Source organism: Pseudacidovorax sp. DMC4 (genome assembly GCF_056314265.1).
Genome location: NZ_JBQUYR010000015.1, coordinates 51,654 through 68,218, shown reverse-complemented (window position 1 = coordinate 68,218; position 16,565 = coordinate 51,654). Strand labels below are relative to the sequence as shown.

The 16,565-nt window shown below is 73.3% G+C and carries 9 protein-coding genes; 5 read left to right on the top strand and 4 right to left on the bottom strand.

The annotated features are described in order from the left end of the window. Positions 1 to 6 precede the first annotated feature (6 nt). From ACT54X_RS23885 to ACT54X_RS23870, 4 genes are all read right to left on the bottom strand, one after another. On the bottom strand, positions 7 to 993 hold the full coding sequence (locus ACT54X_RS23885; RefSeq protein ID WP_354321376.1) for an HlyD family secretion protein: 987 nt from the start codon (positions 991 to 993) through the stop codon (positions 7 to 9). 2 nt (positions 994 to 995) lie between these two features. Then, the gene (locus tag ACT54X_RS23880; protein ID WP_476348998.1) at positions 996 to 2,420 is read right to left on the bottom strand and encodes a TolC family protein; all 1,425 of its coding nucleotides are present in this window, start codon (positions 2,418 to 2,420) and stop codon (positions 996 to 998) included. A 10-nt stretch (positions 2,421 to 2,430) separates the two neighbouring features. Continuing rightward, a complete protein-coding gene (locus tag ACT54X_RS23875) occupies positions 2,431 to 3,135 on the bottom strand; it encodes a MerR family transcriptional regulator (protein ID WP_476348996.1) in 705 nt (234 codons plus the stop codon). A 121-nt stretch (positions 3,136 to 3,256) separates the two neighbouring features. Beyond that, positions 3,257 to 3,952 carry a Crp/Fnr family transcriptional regulator gene (locus ACT54X_RS23870; RefSeq protein ID WP_294377789.1) on the bottom strand — a complete coding sequence of 232 codons (696 nt, stop codon included), beginning with the start codon at positions 3,950 to 3,952 and terminating at the stop codon, positions 3,257 to 3,259. Positions 3,953 to 4,048: 96 nt separating this feature from the next. Between ACT54X_RS23870 and ACT54X_RS23865 the strand changes: the two genes are divergently transcribed. The 5 genes from ACT54X_RS23865 to tssK all read left to right on the top strand — a co-directional run bounded on the left by ACT54X_RS23865 (position 4,049) and on the right by tssK (position 16,547). After that, a complete protein-coding gene (locus ACT54X_RS23865; protein ID WP_476348994.1) occupies positions 4,049 to 4,564 on the top strand; it encodes an Mpo1 family 2-hydroxy fatty acid dioxygenase in 516 nt (171 codons plus the stop codon). Positions 4,565 to 4,749: 185 nt separating this feature from the next. Then, positions 4,750 to 6,885 (top strand): CHAT domain-containing protein, encoded by a 2,136-nt coding sequence (locus tag ACT54X_RS23860; RefSeq protein WP_476348993.1) that lies wholly within the window; start codon positions 4,750 to 4,752, stop codon positions 6,883 to 6,885. An 8-nt stretch (positions 6,886 to 6,893) separates the two neighbouring features. Next, complete coding sequence (locus ACT54X_RS23855; RefSeq protein WP_476348991.1) at positions 6,894 to 8,549, top strand: ShlB/FhaC/HecB family hemolysin secretion/activation protein; 1,656 nt, start codon at positions 6,894 to 6,896, stop codon at positions 8,547 to 8,549. A 40-nt stretch (positions 8,550 to 8,589) separates the two neighbouring features. After that, a complete protein-coding gene (locus ACT54X_RS23850; RefSeq protein ID WP_476348989.1) occupies positions 8,590 to 14,178 on the top strand; it encodes a two-partner secretion domain-containing protein in 5,589 nt (1,862 codons plus the stop codon). A 1,034-nt stretch (positions 14,179 to 15,212) separates the two neighbouring features. Beyond that, on the top strand, positions 15,213 to 16,547 hold the full coding sequence (gene tssK / locus ACT54X_RS23845; protein ID WP_476348987.1) for a type VI secretion system baseplate subunit TssK: 1,335 nt from the start codon (positions 15,213 to 15,215) through the stop codon (positions 16,545 to 16,547). The last annotated feature ends 18 nt before the right edge of the window (positions 16,548 to 16,565 follow it).

Here is a 16,565-nt window from a genome sequence, read left to right as displayed (position 1 = left end):
CACGTCTCAGTCGACCAGCACGCTCATGCCCGGCCGCGCGCCTGCGATGGGCTGCAGCGGTTTGGCGCGGACCTCGAAGGTGCGCACGTCAAAGCCCGCGCCCGCGCGCGTGGCGCGCCAGGTCGCGAAGTCGGGCAGCGGCGCGCTGTAGCTCACCTTGAAGCGTGCTGGCGCAGCCTGGGGGCCCAGGGCCGGCAGGCGGGCGTCGAACTCCTGCCCCACCGCGAAGCGCGACAGCCGGTCCTCGCGCACATTCAACACCACCCACTGGTCGGCGAGGTCCACCACCGTGACGGCGGCCACGCCCTGCGGCACCAGCTCGCCGGCGCGGGCCAGCACCTTGGCCACTTCGCCGGCGACGGGGCTGCGCAGCTCGGTCTCGGCCTTGGCGGCCTGGGCCTCGGCCACCACGCCGGCCACCTGCCGGGCCTGCGCCTCGGCGGCGGCCTTGTCCTCGCCGCGGGCGCCCTGGCGCGCCAGGTCGTACTGCGCGCGGGCGGCGATGGCGGCGTCGCGCGAGGCCTTCCAGTTGGCCTCGGCCTCGTCGCGCTTCTGCGCCGCCACCAGGCCCTCGCGCGCCAGGCCGTCCACGCGGTCGAAGGACTTGCGGGCGAGCTCGGCGGCCGTCTCGGCGCGCTGCCACTGCATGCGGGCCATCTCGATCTCCTGCGGGCGGGCGCCGTTCTCGGCCTTCTTCGCCACCGCCTGCGCCGCCTGCTGGGCGGCCGTGGCCTGGGCCAGCTTGGCATCGACCTCGGGCGAGGCCATGCGCAGGATCGGCGCGCCCGCCTCGATGCGGTCGCCCTCGCGCACCATGACCTCGGCGATGCGGCCGGGGATCTTGGCGGCGATGTCGGTTTCCTTCGCCTCCATCTGGCCCTGGAACACCTCGGGCGCCGGCCGGCTGGCGCGCCAGAAGCCCCAGCCGATCAGGCCGGCGACGATGAGGCCGGCCACGATGGCCAGGGGCAGGGTCTTGCGACGTTGGGTCATGGTCATTCGATCCTCACATCGGCGCGGGCGATGTAGTCGGCAAAGCGCTCGGAGATGCCGGCGCTCTGCAGCAGGCGGGCCAGGGCCTGCACGTACTCGTTGGCGGCCTGGGCGCGTTCGGTCTGCACCTTGGCCAGGTTGGTCTCGGCGTCGATCAGGTCCTGCGTGGTGCTGGTGCCTTCGCGCAGGCCGGCGCTGCGCAGGCGCACCACCTCCTGCGCCAGGTCGATGCCGGCCTGCATCGACGCGAACTGCCGGCGCGCGTTCTCCAGTGCCCGCCAGTTGCGCTCCACCAGCAGCGAGATGTCGCTGCGCGCCTGCGCATCGGTGCGCTCGGCCTGCTCCACCTGCTTCAGGCTGGCGGCGGCCAGCTGGTCGCGGTCGATGCTGTCGTAGAGCGTCCAGTACACGCCCACGCCGGCCACCCAGCCGGCCTCTTCGCGGCGCTTGAGGTCGTGCGTGCCGAAGGCCAGCACCTGCGGGCGACGCAGGGCCTCCTCGCCGGCATGCAGTTCCTCGGCCTGCATCTTCTTCGCCGCGACCTTGGCCAGGCCCGGATGGTGCAACTGCGCCGCATCGAGGAAGTAGCCGAGCGGCTCGACCGGCTGGCTGAGGACGAAGAGCGGCGTGCGCGGCAGCACCGGCTGGTCGGCCCGCACGGTGCGGGCCAGTGCGACGGCGGCCAGCTCGGCATCGTCCTTCGCCTTCTCGGCATTGCGCCGCGCCTCTTCGTAGGCGCTGCGGGCCTGCAGCCGCTCCACGCGCGAGATGACGCCGGCGGCCAGCATCTTCTGCGCCGCCTCGTCGTGGCCGGCGATGGTGCGTTCGGCCTGGGCGCGCAGGTCGGCGGCGCGCTGCGCGAGCTGGGCGCCGAAGTAGCGTTCCACCAGCGTCTGGTCCACCTCGCCGCCGGTCTGGTCGGCATCGGCACGGGCCTCGCGCGTCTGCGCGCCGGCAAAGCCGCGCACCGCGTCGGTGGCGCCGCCGGTGTAGAGCGGCCAGATGGCCGACACCGAGGATGTGAAGCCATGACCATCGCGCTGCAGCGTGTAGCTGTCGGGCAGGCGCACGGGCAGCCGGGCCAGGCTGCTCTGCAGGCTGGCGGGCAGCAACTGGCCGACCTGCGTGAGGCCCGAATCGAAGGAGGACAGATCGACGTTCAGCCGCGCGTCATAGGCATAGCCCACGCCGGTCACGCTGACCACCGGCCCGCCCAGGTTGCGCAGCGCATCGGCGCGCAGCGACTTGGACTCGACACCGGCGCGCGCGGCGGCCAGCTTGTCCGAACGCTCCAGCATGCGCTGGCGGGCGGCCTCGAAGCTCAGCGCCAGGCCGTCGGGCGCGGTCTGCGCATGCGCCGCCGAAGCAGCCAGGCCCGCGGCCAGCGCGAAGGCCGCAAGCGGGAAGGGGCGTCGCAGGAAGGTCATGGCGTGAAGGTCATTTCTGGCGGGCGACGAAGGCATCCAGCTCCTGCTGGAGGATGAGCGGAAAGGCCGCCTGCACCGCCCCCGTGGCCAGCGGTCCGGCCTGCTGCAGCAGCGCGGACGCGCGCTCGGGCTGGGCCAGCACCGCATCGACCAGCGTGCGCAGCCAGCGCCGCGCCACGCTGCGCAGGGTGCGCACCAGCGCCTCCTGCATGTCGATGGCCTGCTCGGGCGTGAGGCCCAGGGCCGCCAGCTGCTCGGCGATGCGCGCGAGCGCGGGGCTCAGGTGCTGCACGCTGCCGTCGGGCAGGCGGCGCGCCAGGCCGGCGCGCAGCGCGCGGTCGAGCAGGGCGGGTGTCATGCGGCCCTGCCATTGGGCCTTGACCTGCTCGGCTGGCACCACCAGCGGCGCTTCGGCCGCGAAGAGGTTGTCCGAGATCGACTGCGCCACCGCCGCCAGGCTGCGCCAGGAACTGGCCGGCGCCTGCTCGAACACGCGGCGGATCGCCTCGATGCCGAAGCCCTGCTCGCGCAGCGCGCGGATCAGTTCGAGCCGCTGCGCATGCTCCTCGCCATAGAGCCCCAGCCGCCCGCGCAGCTTCGGCGGCGGCAGCAGGCCGGCCGTGGTGTAGGCGCGGATGTTGCGCACCGTCACGCCCGAGCCCGAAGCCAGGGCTTCGATGGTCAGTGCGTCGGTGGCGGTCGGGTCGGGGGGCATGGGGTGGGCGTGACGTGTCTTTTTCTATGTTACATGCGTCATGTCAAATAACAAAGCCGGATCGACGTCGGTCCGCAAGACCCCGCCAGCGCCTGATGTACGTGCAGCCCCGGCGTGCAGATCAGCCGACGCGGCCAGCCAGCGCGCGCAGCCGCGCCGCATCCAGGATCTCCACCGTGCCGCGCCCCGGCCGCACGATGCCCTGGTGCGCCAAGCCCTGCAGCACCTGGTTCACCGTCTGGCGCGAGAGGGCCAGCATCGAGGCCAGCTGCTCCTGCGACAGCCGGACCACGCGGCGCGTCTGGTGCGTCCATTCGCCGTAGCCCTGCGACATGGCCAGCAGGCGCGCGGCGATGCGGTTCTCGGCCGGCAGCAGGGCCATGTCCTCCAGCGCCTGGAAGGCCGCGCGCAACTTGCTGGTGGCCAGCAGGCCGATCCACTGCCACAGCGCGGGCTGCGCCTGCAGCACGGCCAGCAGCGCCGCCTGCGGCACATGCAGCGTGACGGCCGCACCCTGCGCGTGGGCGTCGTGCGTGCGCGGCAGGCCGTCGAGCAGGCCGATCTCGCCGATCCACTGCGAGGGCTCCGCGATGGCCAGCAGGGCTTCCCGGCCATCGGCCGCCAGGCCGGTGATGCGCACCGCGCCCTCGGCGACGCCATAGAGGCCGTCGGGCGGGTCGCCGCGCCGGAACAGGCAGGCGCCGTCCGCATGGCGGCGCGCCACGGCCAGGCCCAGCAGCGCCTGCTGCAGGGGCGCGGGGGCGGCCTTGAACCAGCTGCCGCTGGCGGCGATGCGGGGCCAGTTGTCGTCGTTCATGGGTCGCAAGGGCGGCGGGCGCCTTGTGTCCGGCAGCCGACAGTGGCGCGCGGGGGGCCCGCCCTAGCATCGCCGCATTGCGCCAAGGAGACAACGATGAAGACACTGACCGAGCAACTGTCCACCTACGCGGGCTACCACAGGGACCCGCGCAACATCGCCACGCATTTCATCGGGATTCCCATGATCGTCCTGGCGGTCGTCGTGCTGCTGTCGCGGCCCGGCTTCATGCTGGCCGGGCTGTCGCTCACGCCCGCGGTCATCGCCAGTCTGCTGGCGATGGCCTACTACCTGCGGCTGGACCTGCGCTTCGGCGCCGTCATGGCCGCGCTGCTGGCCCTGGCGCTGTGGTTCGGCGACTCGGCCGCGGCACTGCCCACGGCCCAATGGCTGACCGTGGGCGTCGGCGGCTTCGTGGTCGGCTGGGCCTTCCAGTTCGTCGGCCACTGGTATGAGGGCCGCAAGCCGGCCTTCGTCGACGACCTGATGGGCCTGCTGATCGGTCCGCTGTTCGTGGTGGCCGAGGCTGCGTTCATGCTCGGCCTGTGCCAGACGCTGCGCCAGGCGGTGGAGCAGCGCGCCGGCCCGGTGCGCCAGCGCGTGACCGCCTGAGCGGTCCGGCCACCGGCGTGCCCCTACGCCGTTCGCCCTAGACCTTCCTGCAAATTGGCCCCGCGGGGGCCCGTTCCTAGACTGCCCCGACGACGTCCGACGGGCAGGTCGCATCCTGCGCCTGCGGGGCCCGCCGCCCGGGCGTGCTCCACGGCCGGACGCCTGGGGGTCGAATGGAACGCAAGATGCACAAGCCGGCCGGGGGCGCCGGCCGCCACCGCGCCGGGTGGGGCGCCTGGGCCGTGGCCGCGGCACTGGCCTGGCCCGCCGCCGGCGCCTGGGCACAGGCCGCCGCGCCCGATGCCGAAGCCGCCGCCCGCCAGCAGGAGCAGGCCCGGCTGGCCGATTCGGACACGCTGCTGGCGCTCACGCAGGAGGGCGCCATCCTGTATTCGCAGGACAAGGTCAAGCTCAGTGCCTACCAGTACTGCAGCCAGGCCGTGTCGCTGGCCGAGGCGGGCGACTTCCGCCAGAGCGTGCGCGCCGCCAGCAAGGCGCTGCACCTGGCCGGCGCCACGCAGGACCCGGCCCTGCTGGCCGCCGCCAAGCGCGACCTGGCCATCGTCTACAGCTATGCCGGCCAGCTGGAGAAGGCCGAGCAGTTCGCGCGCGAAGCGCTGCAGCTGCCCACGCGCGAGCCGCAGCTCATCCGCGGCCCGGCCCTCAAGGTGCTGGGCGATGTGGACGCGCGCCGCGGCGACCTGGCCGGCGCCATCCGCAGCTACGACGAGGCCCTGGCCGCCAGCTCGCCGCGCTATGCGCCGCTGGTGCAGGCCTCGCTGGCCAATGCGCTGATCGACAGCGGCAAGCCCGCCGACCTGGCGCGCGCGCGGCAGCTGGTGGACAGCCTGCCCCCGCAGCGCGACGCCTCGCTGGCCGCGCAGGTGGAGCGCACCCGCGCCAACCTGCTGCTGGCCGAAGGCAAGCCCGCCGAGGCCCTGACCGTCTTCCAGCAACTGACCACGCGCCGCGCCGGCACCGACGCCGGCTACTTCCAGCTCTGGGCCTGGGACGGCGTGGCCCGCAGCGAACTGGCGCTGGGCCGCAAGGCCGAGGCCGCGCAGGCGCTGGACCGCGCCCTGGCCGGCGTGGACAAGGTGCGCGCGCGCTTCCGCAGCGACGAATTCAAGATGGGCGTGTTCTCCGACCTGCAGCAGCTCTTCGAGCGCGCGGTGGGTCTGTATGCCGACATGGGCGAGCCGCGCCGCGCCTTCGAGGTGAGCGAGCACAGCCGCTCGCGCGCCCTGCTCGACGCCGTGCGTGGCCGTGCCCAGCTGGCCACGCAGGCCACGGCCGTGGTCGACCTGGCCAGCCTGCAGGCCACCCTGGCGCCCGACGAGCGCCTGGTGCAGTACCACGCGCTGCCCGACCGGCTGCAGGTGTGGGTGGTCAGCAGCACCGAGGTGCGCAGCCAGAGCCTGCCGATCCGCCGCGACGAGCTGGTGGAGCTGGTCGACACCTTCCGCAACTCGGTGGTGCGCGGCCGTCGCACGGCCATCGGCAATGCCGACAAGATGGGCGCGGCGCTGATCGGCCCGCTGGGCCTGCAGCCCGGCCAGCGCATCGTGGTGGTGCCGCACGGGCCGCTGCACTACCTGCCCTTCCAGGCCCTGCGGGTCAACGGCCGCTACCTGATCGAGACCAACCCGGTATCGGTCTCGCCCTCCATGAGCATCGCGGTGCAGCTGGCGCGTCGCACGCCGCGCGTCGACGGGCGGCTCACGGCCTTCGGCAATCCGCGCATCGAGGACAAGTACGACCTGCCCGGCTCGGTGGCCGAGGTCCAGCGGCTGGAGCAGCTCTTTCCGCGGCACACCGTCTTCATGGGCGCGCAGGCCACCAAGACGCAGTTCCGCCAGGCGGCCGGCGGCTCGCCGCTGGTGCACGTGGCCGCGCATGCCGAGGCCGATCAGGTCGACCCGCTCTATTCGCGCATCCTGCTGGCCAACGAGAACGGGCGCCAGAACTTCCTGGAGGCGCACGAGATCCTGGAGCTGCCCATGCAGGGCACGGCCCTGGTCACGCTGTCGGCCTGCGAATCGGGCCTGGGCCGCATCGCCTCGGGCGACGAGGTGCTGGGCTTCACCCGCTCCTTCCTGTCGGCCGGCAGCAGCAGCCTGATCGCCTCGCTGTGGCCGGTGTCGGACGACGCCACCGCGGTGCTCATGAGCACGCTCTACGGCGAACTCGCCAAGGGCCGCGACCTGCAGCAGGCCATGCAGGCCGGCCAGCTGGCGGTGCTGCGCGATCCCAAGATGGCCCATCCCTTCTTCTGGGCCCCCTTCAACCTGATCGGCAACTGGCGCCTGACCGTCCAATGAAGCCCGCCATGACCTCATCCTTCGCGATCCGTGCAACGGCACTGGCCGCTGCATTGACGGCCATGGTGCCCGCGCTGGCGCAGCAGCAGCTGGTGCCCACGCAGCCGCCGTGCACCAGCTGCGCCGCGCCCGGTGCGCAGACCCTGCCCGCGGCGCCGGCCGCGCCGGCGGTCTCCTTCCGCCTGAACGACCTGCGCCTGACCGGCGCCGAAGCGCTGTCGGCCGAGGACCTGCGCGAGATCACCGGCCCCTACATCGGCCGCGACGTCACGCTGGCCGACCTGGAGAAGCTGGCCCAGGCCATCACCGACCGCTACCACGCCCGCGGCTACTTCCTGGCCCAGGCGGTGGTGCCGGTGCAGACGGTGCAGAACGGCGTGGTGGAGATCAGCATCGCCGAAGGCCGCATCGGCAAGGTGGACGTGCAGGTGGCGCCCGAGGCGCCCACCAGCGAGGCGCGGGTGCGCGGCTTCCTGGCCGCGCTGCAGCCCGGCGCCGCCGTGAGCGCCCCGGCCTACGAGCGCGCCATGCTGCTGCTGTCCGACCAGCCCGGCATCGCCGTGGGCTCCGGCCTGCAGGAAGGCAGCCAGCCCGGCACGACCGACCTGGCGGTGGAGGTGAATCCCGGCTCGCGCTTTTCCTTCAGCGCCGATGCCGACAACCATGGCACCCAGGAGTCGGGCCGCTACCGCGTGGGCGGCTCGCTGCGGTGGAACAGCCCGCTGGGCATCGGCGACAACCTGGACCTGCGGGCCATGGTGTCCAACAACGACGCGCTGCAGCTCGGCCGCATCGCCTACGAACTGCCGCTGGGCACCAGCGGCCTGCGCCTGGGCGCCGGGCTGGCCCGCATCAACTACCAGCTCGACGGCGAATTCGCCGTGCTGGGCGCGCAGGGCAAGGCCGACGTGGCCGACTTGTCGCTCTTCTACCCGGTGATCCGCCAGCGGCGGCAGAACCTCTTCGTGCGGCTGTCGGTGGACACCAAGCGGCTGACGGACGAATACACCACGCTGGCCTTCGAGGGGCGCAAGCGGGTGCACGGCCTGGGCCTGGGCTGGACCTGGGAACTGCGCGACGACTGGCTGGGCGGCGGCTACTGGGCCAGCTCGGGCACGGCCTACCGCGGCAGCCTGTCGATCCGCGAGCCCAGCCTGCTGGCGGCCGACCAGGCCCTGGGCGGGCCGCGCACCGAGGGCAGCTTCTCCAAGCTCACCTTCCAGGCTTCGCGCCTGCAGTCGGTGCTGCCGGAGCATTCGCTGTACCTGGCCCTGGGGGGGCAGTGGGCCAGCAAGAACCTCGATGCCTCCGAGAAGCTGAGCCTGGGCGGCGCGCGTGCCGTGCGGGCCTATCCTTCGGGCGAGGTGCTGGTGGACCAGGGCCTGATCAGCACCGTCGAATGGCGCTGGTCGGCCACCTCGGAGTTGACGCCCTACGTCTTCTACGACGCGGCCCGCGGCCGGCCGCAGAAGACCCCGGGCCTGTTCGACACCACGCCCGCCAGCCGCAGCCTGCGCGGCGCCGGCATCGGCCTGCAGTGGGTGCGCGCCGGCAACTTCTCGATCAATGCCTCGCTGGCCTGGCGCGCCGGCACGCCTGCGGCCGTCACCGACGGCGGCGGTCGCAATCCGCGGCTGTACGTGCAGCTGCAGAAATCCTTCTGACCGGCCGCGGCACCCGGCGCTTTATCCAAGAGGCCTCGCCATGAGTTCCCGACATCCCTCTTCTTCCGCCGCCGCGGCACGCCACTGGCGCCTGCGGCCCCTGGCGCTGTCGCTGCTGTGCATGGGCGCCGGCTCGGCCATCGCCCAGCTCGCACCGCTCACGCTGCCGGTGATCGCCCCGGGCGCGGGCTCGCTGCGCGGCGTCGCCATCACCGCGCAGAACGCTGGCGCCGGCACCATGACGCTGACGCAGAGCCAGGCCCGCGCCATCGCGCAGTGGACGAGCTTTTCCATCGGCTCGGGCGCGGCCGTCAACATCGTGCAGCCGACGGCCGCGTCGGTGCTGCTCAACCGGGTGACCGGCGGCAATCCGTCGGAGATCGCGGGTCAGCTCACGGCCAACGGGCGCGTGTTCCTGGTCAACCCCTCGGGTGTGCTGTTTTCGGGCACGGCGCAGGTGAACGTGGGCGGTCTGGTGGCCACCACGCTGGACATTCCCGACGCCAGCTTCATGCCCGCCGGCCGCGAGAACACGGCGCTGGGCCCGGGCGAGGTGCTGGTGTTCGAGCGCAACGATGCGAGCGCCACGACCGTGGTCAACCGCGGGCGGATCGTGGCGACCGCGGGCGGCACCGTGCTGCTGATTGGCGCGGGCGTTAGCAACGACGCCGGGGGCACGATCAACGCGCCTGGCGGCACTGCGGGCCTGGTCTCGGGCCGCAAGGTGTCGCTGGACTTCGCAGGCGATGGCCTGACCAATGTGGTCATCAACGCCGACGCGCTGGCGACCAACGCCTCGGCCGCCAATGCCGGCGTGCTGCAGGCCGACGGCGGCCGGGCGCTGATGCTGGGCAGCTCGACCACCACCGGCCAGCTGGTGGTGAGCAACACGGGCGTGGTGCAGGCCCGCAGCCTGGAGTCGCGCAACGGCGAGATCGTGCTGGGTGCCGGCCGCACCAACGTGCTGGCGGTCACCGGCGGCACGGTCGATGCGAGCGGCATCGAGGCCGGTCGCCAGGGCGGCAGCATCACGCTGGCCGGCGGCCAGGTGGTTCTGGCCGACGTTCCCCCGCCTGCCGTGCCTTCCGTCGCGGCCGACGCGCCGGCCACGCGGCTGGACGCGCGCGGCGCCGCGGGCGGCGGCACCGTCACCCTCGCGGGCACCTACGTGGGCGTGGCGCCCACGGCCAGCATCGATGCGAGCGCCACCGGCAGCGGGGCGGGCGGCAGCATCGTGATCGGCTCGGCCCAGGCGGTGACGCTGCCGGGCGAGGCGGCGCCCTCGCCCGAGGTCCCGCGCACCACCGTGCAGCTGGCCGGCACGCTGCGGGCCCGCGGCGCGGGCAACGGTGCCGGCGGCAGCATCTCGGCCAGCGCCGACGGCATGGTGGCCAGCCCGGCCGGCGTGGATGCCGGTGGCGGCAGCGACGGCGGCACCAACGGCCGGCTGACGCTGGCGGTGGGCGATGCGGTGCAGGTGCTGGCCGGCGACGTGGCCTACGACTCGGCCCTCTCGGCCACGGAAGGCGGCCGGGTGGGCGCCGCATCGCTGGGCCGGGCGCTCAGCAGCGGCACCGATGTCACCCTGTCCAGCGCCTCCACCGGCGATGGCCGCGGCGTGGTCTTCCAGCAGGGCGACACGCCGGCCAGCGCCGCGCAGGTCATCAAGACGGGCGGCCCGACCACCACGCTGCGCATCGATTCGGCCGGCAGCATCGACATGGGGCCGGGCAGCGCCATCACCGCCACCGAGGGGGCGCTGAACGTGGACTTCAATGCCGACTCGACCGGCGCGGCCCTGGCCACGGCGGGCACGATCCGGCCCTTTCCCGATTACGACACCGCCTGGGCGGGCGCGATCCGCCTGGACGGCGCGCGCATCGACGCCAATGGCGGCAACGTGCGCTTCTTCGGCCAGGGCGATGCCGCCAATGGCCGCGCCGTGGGCGGCGGCTATTCGGACGGCGGCACCGCCAGCGACCGCTGGCGCGCGGGCGTCTACATCGGCAACAGCCAGGTGCTGACCCGTGGCAGCGGCCAGCTCAGCCTGGCCGGCCAGGGGCGCAGCTGGGCTACCAGCGGCTCCTACACCGCCAGCGAGGGCGTGCTGGTGACGGCCGGCAGCACGGTGCAGGCCGGCACGGGCGGCCTGGCCGTCACAGGCACCAGCGGCGTGGGCGCGAGCGGCGTGCGGGTGGACGGGGCATCCACGCTCACCTCGGGCGGTGCGGCGGCGCTCACCGGCGTGGCCAGCAGCTGGACCGACGCGCAGCCGGGCGGCAGCATCGGCAACACGGCGGGCGTGCTGCTCAGCGGCGCGGCCGTGCAGGCCCAGGGCAACGTGACGCTGCAGGGCACCGGCGCCAACCTCGACGGCATGCGCGGCGACAACGAATTCACCGGCTTCCTCAGCACCGCCCAGGCATCGCAGGGCGTGCAGATGGTGTCCAGCCAGGTGACGGCAGGCACGGGTGCGCGCATCGACGTGACGGGTACCGCCGGCAGCGGCGGCTTCTCAGCCGTGCGCGACGGCACCACGGGCGCGATCTCCATCGTCGAAGGCGCGTCGGCGCGGGCCATCGACATCGGCGGCGCGGTGGGCGGCGGCCTGCGGGCCGAAGGCGGCACCGTCAACCTGCAGGGCGGCAGCGGCGCCGTGCGCCTGGGCACCGACGCCACCACGGTCGCGCTGGCCGGGCCGCGGCTCGATGCGCTGGTCGATGTCTCCAGCACCACGGGCACGGGCGGCAGCATCGTGATCGAGGCCAACAACGTGCTGCTGCAGAACCCGCAGGCCGATCCCGGCGCCACCTTCATGGACGCGAGCGGCGCGGGGCAGGGCGGCAGCATCGTGGTCAAGGGCACCAACGCCGTCGCCATGGCCAACGACGCGGTGCTGCGCGCCGACGCCAACGCGGCCACGGGCAACGGCGGGCAGATCCAGCTGCTGGGCGGCCGCACGCTGCGGGCCCACGGCAGCCTGTCGGCGCAGGGCGGCGCTTCGGGCGGCAACGGCGGCAGCATCGAGACCTCCGGCGCCGGCTTCGACCTCACCGGCATCCGCGTGAACGCCGGGGCCAGTGCCGGCAATGCGGGCACGTGGACGGTCGACCCCTTCGACATCACCATCGTCAACGGCAATGCCAGCGGCAGCCTGCCGGCCAATCCCTACGACGCGGTGGCCACCTCGACCATCCAGGACGGCGACATCAACAACGCGCTGCTGCGCTCCAACGTGACCATCGGGACGGGCACGGGCGGTGCCGCCGACCAGGGCGACATCTTCCTGGACGCGGCGCAGATCGCCTACGCGGGCACCGGCGCGCGCACCTTCACGCTCAATGCCAACCGCAGCGTGCGCTCGAATGCGGGCGCGAGCATCGCCTCGTACGGCACGGGCGGGCCGCTGAACGTGGTGTTCAACGCCGCGGCGACGACGGGCAGCGCGGCCGTGGGCGGCGGCCAGGTGAGCTGGGACGGCCAGATCTACACCAACGGCGGCAACGTCGTGATGAACGGCGCCTGGACCAACGACTCCAACGGCGCCACCAGCGTCAGCCTGGGCGGCACGGCCGTGGTCGACACCCGCGGCGGCAATGCGCTCACGTCCCCGGGCGTCTACACCGGCGGCAGCGACGCGCAGGCGGGCGGCAGCGTGCAGATCACGGGGCGTACCGACACCACTTCGACGGGCAACTTCGTGACCGCGGCCGTCAACCTGGCCGGTGCGCGCATCGTCACGTCCACCGGCAACGTCGACATCCTCGGCACCACCACGCTGGGCACCGGCGTGCAGCTCACCGCCAACACGGCCACCGCGGGCATCCACACCACCAGTGGCAATGTGCGCATCACGGGCGTGGGCAGCTATGCGGCCAACAGCGGCAATGCGCCCGGGCATGGCGTGGCCATCGGCGCCCAGTTCGGCGGTGCGGGCTCGCTGCCGATGGTGGAGACCGGCACCGGCAGCATCGACATCACCGGCCTGCGGCTGGCGGGCGGCGCGTCCACCGGCGGCGACGGCGTGTGGCTGGGCAACCAGGCGCAGATCGGCAGCACCGGCGGCGGCAGCGTCACGGTGACCGGCGAGTCGCGCAACGACGGCGGCGCCGGCATCCGCATCATCGATGCCGGCGGCATCAGCGTGCCCTCGCCCGCGGGGCGCATCCAGTCCACCGGCCAGGTGGTGCTGCGCGCCGGCGCAGCGGGCACGGCCGATGCGCTGGTGCTGGGCAACGGCAGCCAGGTCAGCGCCGGCACGGTGCTCAACCTGCGGCCGGGCGCCGTGACCCTCACGGGCACCCCCGACAGCTATGCCGCTACCGGCACCGAGCGCGGCACCGACGCCATCGCGCTGGGCGGCACCAGTGCCAACGGCTTCGCCGTCTCCGCCGACGAATGGGCGCGGCTGTCCGCGCCGACGGTGGTGGTGGGCAGCAACGCACAGGCCGGCGCCATCACCGTGGCCGGCGCGCTCGGCGCCTCGGGCAACCTCACGCTGCAGGCCGACAACGAAGGCAGCATCGCGCTGCAGGCGCCGCTCACCGTCGGCGGCACGCTGGGCCTGCTGGCCACGCGCGACATCACGCAGACGGCGGCGGGGGGCATCACCGCGCCGACGCTGCTGGCGCGCTCGACCCTCGGCAACGTGCTGCTGGACCAGGCCGCCAACGACGTGGCGGCCAGCACGCTGGGTGGCAGCGCCGGGGGCAGCTTCCGCTACGTGGACGTGAACACGCTGCGTGTGGGCAGCGTCACCGCCTCCGGCTTCGATGCGGCGGCCAATGCCGCGCAGGCCGTGACCAGCGGCACCCTGAGCGGCAGCGACGTGCTGGTGCGGGCCACCACGGGCGACCTGCTGCTGGACACCTCGGTCGCCAGCACGGCGGGCACCGACCTCGTGGCCGGCAACACCTTCCAGAACATCGGCGGCGGCGGCATCAGCGGCCCCTGGCGCATCTGGGCGGCCACCTGGGTGGGCGAGACGCGCGGCGGCCTGGCCGGCACCTCGCCCATTCCCAACCTGTACGGCTGCACCTATGCGGGCGCCTGCGTGCCGGCCTTCCCGACCTCGGGCAACCGCTTCATCTACACGGCGCGGCCCACGGCCACCATCACCATCGCCGACGCGAGCCGGCAGCAGGGCCAGGCCAACCCGGCCTTCGGCTACGGCATCACCGGGTTGATCCTGGGCGACACGGGCGCCGGCATCACCGGCGCGGTGGGCACCAACGCCGATGCCGGCAGCCCGGTGGGCGTGTATGCCATCAACGGCAGCTTCGTCTCTGCCGAGGGCTATCTGCTGAATGTGGTGCCGGGCCGGTTGAGCGTGACGCCGGCCCCGGTGCCGCCGCCTCCTCCCTCTCCTTCGCCTGCTCCGGCGCCGTCGGTGTTCAGCCCGCCGAAGGTGGCGCCGGCCGACGTCATCCGCGAGGACGTCAACACCTACACCTTCGACCGCAACATCGGCGGCCCGCCCATCTGCTACGCCACCGGCCCGCTGGGCGGCAGCCGCACGGCGCAGCAGGGCGACGACGTGCTGGCCCGCGAATGGACGCGGGTGCGGTCGCGGCCACAGCTGACGAGTTGCGTGGACACGGAGCGCAAGAACGGGTGTTCGGACTTCTGAGCGTTGGCGGATCAGGCTTTGCTTGGCGCTTGGCGCTTGGCGCTTGGTGCAGGTGCAGGTGCTTCGTGCCCAGGGTTGGGCTGATGCGGGCGGTCGGCGGCACGAGCGGCTGGGACGGTAACCCGGCAGAGGGCGCCGGCATGCGCGCTCCCGGCGCACGCTCGCGCTGACCGGCTTGCCTCACCGGACGGGTGCCCGCTTTCCACCGACGCGCTTGGGGCACTGCACGGCGCCGCGAATGGCACCTCCGCACGCACACCGGCACCCTCCGCCTCGACGGTGCGCGCGAGCCCTCCCGGTTTTCGGGCCTTGGGACCTTGGTCGTGTGAGGCCTTGGTCCTTTGGTCTTGGGTCCTCGGGTCCTTGGGCCTTGGGTCCTTGGGGTCCTGGAGGTAATGCCGGCCAGTCAACCCCAACCCGTTCGGGCTGAGCCTGTCGAAGCCTCGCCCATGGGGTTGCACGCAGGCGGCTCAAGCAGCGCCAGGCACATGCGCCGCGCGCCGCTCTGCCCTTCGACAAGCACAGGGTGAACGGAGTCAGGACCCGGGCGGCCAAACCCGGCCGTTCGGGCGCAGCGTCCAGGCGGAGGGTGCCGGTGTGCGTGCGGAGGTGCCATTCGCGGCGCCGTGCAGTGCCCCAAGCGCGTCGGTGGAAAGCGGGCACCCGTCCGGTGAGGCAAGCCGGTCAGCGCGAGCGTGCACCGGGAGCGCGCATGCCGGTGCCCTCTGCCGGGTTAGTACCCCGCAAGCCCAGCCGCCCAGCCGCCCAGCCGCCCAACCGCCCGAACGGACCGAACGGACCGAACCGCCCGATCAACCCCGAGCGCCCCACAAGCGCCCCGGCGTACTAGGCCCTTCGGACGAGTCCCGCCCCCCGCCTATTCCGTCCGATGGATTTGCCGCGCCCGGCGCCCCCGGGACACTGCACCTCGCTTGCCGCATCGAGGTTCCGAGCGCCCCGCCCGCGTCCCGGCCCGGGATGAAGAAAGAAGCCCGGGCGGTGCAGCCCTGTCGTTTGGAAGGAGCGTGCGCGCGATGAGTTGGCGATCGAAAGTGGTCTGGAGCGAAGGCATGCTGCTGCAGCCGCAGCACCTGCAACAGGCCGAGCGCCACGCGGACCATGCCCGCCACCTGCTGCTGCGCGGCACGGCGCCCTGCGGCTGGGGCTTCGCGGCCCTCGACATCGATGCGGCGGCCCTGTCGCTCGGCAAGCTCGCGCTCACCCGCGCGGTGGGCGTCTTCGCCGACGGCACGCCCTTCGACATGCCGGCCGTTGACCCCCTGCCCGAGCCCATCGACGTGCCGGCCAACCTGCGCGACGAGGCCATCGTGCTGGCCCTGCCCGTGCGCCGCGCGGGCGCGCGGGAATCCAATGCCGAAAGCGGCGACGAGGACGAACTGGTGCGCCACCGCGTGCTCGAGTCCGAGGTGCCCGACGCCAACACCGCCGGCGAGCGCACCGCCCTGCTGCAACTGGGCGCGCTGCACACCCGGCTGATGCGTGCCGGCGAGGCCACCGATGCCTGGACCACGCTCTCGGTCGCCCGCGTCGTCGAGCGCCGCACCGACAACCAGCTCTCGCTGCACCGCGGCTGGGTCCCGCCCTTGCTGGACGTGGCGGCCCATGCCGTCATCCGCGGCTGGGTGGACGAGCTGCTCGGCCTGCTGCGCCAGCGCGCCGATGCCCTGGCCGGCCGCATGACCCAGGGCGGCACCGGCGGCGTGGCCGAGATCGCCGACTTCATGCTGCTGCAGACCGTCAACCGCCACGAGCCGGTGTTCGCGCACTTCGCCCGCGGCCCGCTGCTGCATCCGCTGCGCTTCTACGAGCAGGCGCTGGAGCTGGCCGGCGACCTGGGCACCTTCCGCGACAGCCGCCGCGCGCTGCGCCTGCCGCCCTATGTGCACGACGACCTGGAGGCCAGCTTCCGTCCGCTGATGGACGACCTGCGCCGCAGCCTGTCGATGGTGCTGGAGCAGTCGGCCATCCGCATCGAGCTGCACGACCGCAAGCACGGCGTGCGCGTGGCGCTGATCCCCGACGTGGAGCTGCAGCGCAGCGCCACCTTCGTGCTGGCCGTGCAGTCGCAGCTGCCGGGCGATGCGCTGCGGGCGCGCTTTCCCACGCAGGTCAAGATCGGGCCGGTCGAGCGCATCCGCGACCTGGTCAACCTGCAACTGCCGGGCGTGACCCTCACGCCGCTGCCGGTCGCGCCGCGGCAGATCCCCTTCCATGCCGGCGCCAACTACTTCGAGCTGGAGACCAAGGGCAGCGACCTGTGGCGCCAGCTGGAGGCTTCGGGCGGCATGGCGATGCACATCGCGGGCGACTTCCCGGGGTTGGACCTGGCCTTCTGGGCGGTCCGATGACAGCCCCTCGTTTCCTGC